The organism is Williamsia sp., assembly GCF_016462415.1.
Taxonomy (GTDB): domain Bacteria; phylum Actinomycetota; class Actinomycetes; order Mycobacteriales; family Mycobacteriaceae; genus Williamsia_A.
The window spans coordinates 16,084-20,332 of the sequence record NZ_JAEMTF010000080.1 but is presented as its reverse complement, the minus strand read 5'-3'; the positions used below and the strand labels follow the sequence as shown (position 1 = coordinate 20,332).

Genomic DNA, 4,249 nt, shown 5'->3' with positions numbered 1-4,249 from the left:
GTCGTTGATCGACCGCACGCCCGGACTCGTCCGACCGGCGGCGGTACACGTCCCCTCGACCGACACCGACCGCGAGCGCGCCATCGTGGGTGTCGCGCAACGGCTCTACACGTTCTGGAACACCGGCGACACCGGGTATCTCGACGCCGCCGTCAGCCCGGGCTTCCGCGACAACACCCTGCCGAGCGGTCGACCTCAGGGGCCCGCGGGGCCGATTGCCGCGTCCTCGACGTTCCGTGCGGCCGTCCCGGACCTGACGTGCGAGCTGGCCGACCTGTACGTCACCGGTCACACCTTCACTGCGCGTTTGGTCTTCGCCGGCCACTTCACCGGCACCTACAACAGCGTGCGCGGTGCTGGGCAGCCGATCCGGTTCGATGCCATCGACATCCAGCACGTCGGCGATGGGGGACAGATCGTCGAGGACTGGCACCTCGAGGACAACCTGACGTTCCTGCAGCAGGCCGGTCTCGTCCGGATCGCGGGCGCACCGGCTCGGTAGCCGGGTCGGCGCTGGTGTTTCTCAGCGGTCTCGACAGGTGATGTCGTAAGTTCGCAGCCATGACCGACGTCGCGGTGCCTCACCGACGCAGGCGACTGGGGTTGCTCGGGTTCATCGCGATCGTGGCGGTGTACCTGGTGATCATCCAGCTCGGTGGCCTGCTCGTGGGGCACGCGAGCGGCGAGGACTCGGCCACCACCACGCGCGGGGTGGTGTTCACCATGGCCATCCCGCTGGGCGCGGCACTGGTGTTCACCGGTGTCGTCATCGCGGCACTGCGCTGGTGGCGACCGGTCTTCCGGGACGACCGTCCGACGAAGCGGTGGGTGTGGGTGGTGCCCGCGGCGTTCGTGGTCGCCATCCTCATCGGCATCGACTACTCCGCGTTGGCGGAGAAGGACCTCGGTTTCGTCCTGCTGCTCCTGCTCGTCACACAGTTCGTCGGGTGGGGCGAGGAGGGCATGTTCCGCGGCGTCGGTGTGACGGTGTTGCGTGACCGCGGGCTGACCGAGGGGAAGGTCGCGCTGTGGTCGAGCGTCATCTTCGGTGCGGTGCATCTGTCGAACGCGGTCGGCCACGGCGCGAGCGCGATCCCACAGGCGATCGCGGTCAGTCTGGCCGGATACTTCTTCTACCTCATCCGACGGGTGTCGCGGGGCAACGCACTGAACTCGATCATCCACGGGCTCTTCGACTTCTCGATCCTGTCCGGGACGTCGATCCTCGTCGACCAGGACGCCTACCCGGGTTCGCTGGCACCCATCCTGATCTATCCCGTCCTCGGGCTCGCGCTGTTCTTCGCGCGTCGACACATCGAGGTGCCGGCCCGGCCGACCTAGACGGCCTCGGCGAACTCTGCGACGGCCCCACGATCCGACGGCGCCGTGTGGCTCGCCCGCACCCGGGCCACGTAGACCCGCGTGAACAGGATCGGGGCCACGAACGTGACCACCGACGCGGCGACCGTCATCCACCCCGCCTGGCCCGCCAGCACGACGGACAGCACCGCGGAGACGGTGAACGCACTCGCCCACGCCGCGGTGATCACCACGTTGAGCCGCCGGAACATTGGCGACTCCCCCACGTCGGCAGAGACCTGCCTGCGCGCGATACCCATGGTGAAGGGCGTGCCGATCGCGATACTCGCCCAGGCCACCAGCGCCAGCCAGGCGATCGACATCGTCCCGCAGTACGCGGCGATGGCGGCGTGCGGTTGCGCGAACGCGACCGGGGTGAGCACCGCGAAGAAGGCGATCGACCCGATCGCCAGGATCTGGGTGTCCCACGACGCCCCGGCACGGCGGTCGGCGACGAGCATCGCGACGGCCAGCACCACAGCTCCTGCCGCACCCCACTGCCACCCGAAGTGGGACAGGGTGATGAATCCGATGAACGGGAGAAAACCTCGTAGGTATGACATCTCGAATCCCTTCTCGACGGGGACGTCGTGCGACGACCGATGGTTCAACGGTAGGAATTACGCATCGAGATGTCGTGGTCCCACGGGTGGAGTCCGGGTGGAGATGGCCGTCCACCCGCAGACGGGGGTCTGGCGACGGGATCAGGCCGGGTCGGCGAAGTTTAGGGATTCCAGCTCGAACCGGCGGACACTGCCGGGGATTCGCGCGTCGCACGTCGAGAGCAGGGGCGCGGACATGACCACGCGAAGGGAGACCGTGCACCACGGCCCCTGCGCCACCGCCAGACTCACCCGCACGCGGTCACCCGACTCCTCGACGCCGAGCGTGGTGAACGCCTCGATCCGGTCGTCGCCGGTGGCTTCGCGGAGGTAGTGCTCGGCGGCCTGCACGGCATGCGAGACGCACGTCCGTCCGCGCAGGAACGTCTCGTCGACCCGGCCGTCGGCGTACCGGGTCAGCAGATCGACGGGATCGGCTGTGTCGATCCGCCCATAGCTCAGCCCTTCAGGGAGGACCACCATCGTCGCGGCGAACCGGTCGCCGCCGAGATGCGAACACTCCCAGGTGTTCTCCGGATCGTGCGCCGTGAGGGCGGCGGCCGCACCTCGTCCGCGCACCGCGCAGCACCGATCGTGTTTTCCGTGTGCGCAGACCGCGGCGAGCGGGCCGTCGACCCGAACGCCGGCCGAGCCGTCGAGGGGGATGTCGAGGTAGTCCTGCGGTCCGCTCACCTCGCCCTGATAGAGCACCGAGCCGTGCGGGCGGGACTGGGCGATGAACCACCGCCACCGCGGCGTCGCCGACCGTCGACCCGGTCTACGGATCGCGACGATCCGCATCGACGCGGCCTCGGCTCGCCGCACGATGGCCCGCCCCAGGTCGCGGTCGAGGATGCGCGGCGACTGCATGAAGGCCGAATGACCCCAGGGCCCTTCCATTTCCAGCAGGAGCCAGGCGAACCCGAGCGACGCGGTGGCGAACAGGGGTTCGTCGCGGGCCAGGGACTGATCGCTGCATGGCGGGATCGGCAGATCTGTGGGCAGGTGCGGCGTCGCACCGTCGAGGGGCAGGGTCATGCGGTGGTCGGGACCACGATGGCCTCGCGCAGGAGGCGTCGGATCACCACCGCCCCGTCTGCCGCGTCGAGTCCGGGCAGACCATCGGCGGTGGCGTCGTGACCGTCGCGCAGGTGACGGACCGCCGGCGCGCAGATCGCCGGGAATTCGATCACGCGATCCGGCAGACGCAGCGTAACGCGACCGTTGTCCTCGGTCACCGAGGTGATCAGTCCGTGTCGCCACCGGACGCGCGCGGTGTCCGCCGCGGCCATCGCCTCGAGGGTGGCAAGCGGGCGGACGGCGGCGGGTCGGGTGCGGCTCGCGAAGGTGCGGGTCAGTTCATCGGCGACGGACGAGCCCCACTCCTGTGCGTGGTCGCGGATCTGGTCGGCGAAGGCGAGCAGGACCTTGGTCGACTCCGCCTCCAGTGTGTCGTGATCACCGGGGTCGATGCCGATCGGCAACGAGGCGCGCAGGTCGGCCACCGCGGATGCGACACGATCGACCGCGGCACGCGCGACGTCGACCCGGGTCAACGCGGGCACGCCGATCGTCAGGTGGATGGCCGTCTCGTCGGCGGTCCGCGCGGAGTGCAGCCAGCCGCGCGGCAGGTACAGCGCGTCCCCGGGGAGCAGGTCGGTGTCGATCGTGGGTTCCTCGGTGACGCGATCGGCGATCGCGGCCCGGAAGTCGGTCCACGGGTGGGACTCGAGCGGGTTGGTGAAGACCGGTCGGTGCACGGTCCAGTGCTTACGACCCGCGATCTGCAGCACGAACACGTCGTGCACGTCGTGGTGCGAATCGAATCCCCGACTGCCCGGAGGGGTGATGTAGGCGTTGGCCTGCACAGGGTGACCGAGATCATCGACCAGGTCACGGACGAAATCGATGACGGGAGGCCACAGTCGGTGCAGACCCTGCAGGACGATCGAGGCGCCGTCGGCGAACTGCGCCAGCGCTTTCGCCGAGTCGACCTGGTCGCCGATCTCGGCGCCGACCCCGGCCGGTCCGAGGAACCGACTGCGGTCGACGAGAGAGCCGTTCTTTGCCAGACGGATGAACGGCGCGCGTACCCCGCGCTCGGCGAGGAGCTCGTCGACGGCGTGCGTCGAGAGCAGATCGCCGAAATCGCGGGGCAGCGACGTCGCTCTGCTGAGCAGCGGCGAGCGACCCCAGTGTTCGCGCTGGAAGGTCCCGGGGTCGACCGAGATGCAGCGGCTCAGCATCGAATCAACTTCTCAGGCCGAGCCGTCTGCGCCGCCGTCGTG

5 protein-coding genes are annotated in these 4,249 nt (G+C 69.3%); 2 read left to right on the top strand and 3 right to left on the bottom strand.

Going from position 1 to position 4,249, the window contains the following annotated elements:
- On the top strand, positions 1-502 hold a 502-nt coding region (locus JHC79_RS17180), incomplete at its 5' end, for an ester cyclase (RefSeq protein WP_296393019.1).
- 59 nt (positions 503-561) lie between these two features.
- Positions 562-1,341, top strand: coding sequence for a CPBP family intramembrane glutamic endopeptidase (locus JHC79_RS17175; protein ID WP_296393015.1), 780 nt, complete (start codon positions 562-564; stop codon positions 1,339-1,341).
- On the opposite strand, the gene JHC79_RS17170 is transcribed toward JHC79_RS17175, so the two are convergent.
- The 3 genes from JHC79_RS17170 to JHC79_RS17160 form a co-directional block, all read right to left on the bottom strand.
- Positions 1,338-1,922: a hypothetical protein gene (locus JHC79_RS17170; protein ID WP_296393012.1), complete on the bottom strand. Its 585-nt coding sequence runs from the start codon at positions 1,920-1,922 to the stop codon at positions 1,338-1,340. The two genes, JHC79_RS17175 and JHC79_RS17170, sit on opposite strands and share 4 nt — an antisense overlap.
- Positions 1,923-2,063: 141 nt before the next feature.
- Entirely contained in the window at positions 2,064-2,999 is a 936-nt protein-coding gene (locus JHC79_RS17165; RefSeq protein WP_296393010.1) for a sucrase ferredoxin, read from the bottom strand.
- Entirely contained in the window at positions 2,996-4,207 is a 1,212-nt protein-coding gene (locus JHC79_RS17160) for a cupin domain-containing protein (protein ID WP_296393008.1), read from the bottom strand. Before JHC79_RS17160 ends, JHC79_RS17165 begins: the two co-directional genes overlap by 4 nt.
- Between the last annotated feature and the right edge of the window lie 42 nt (positions 4,208-4,249).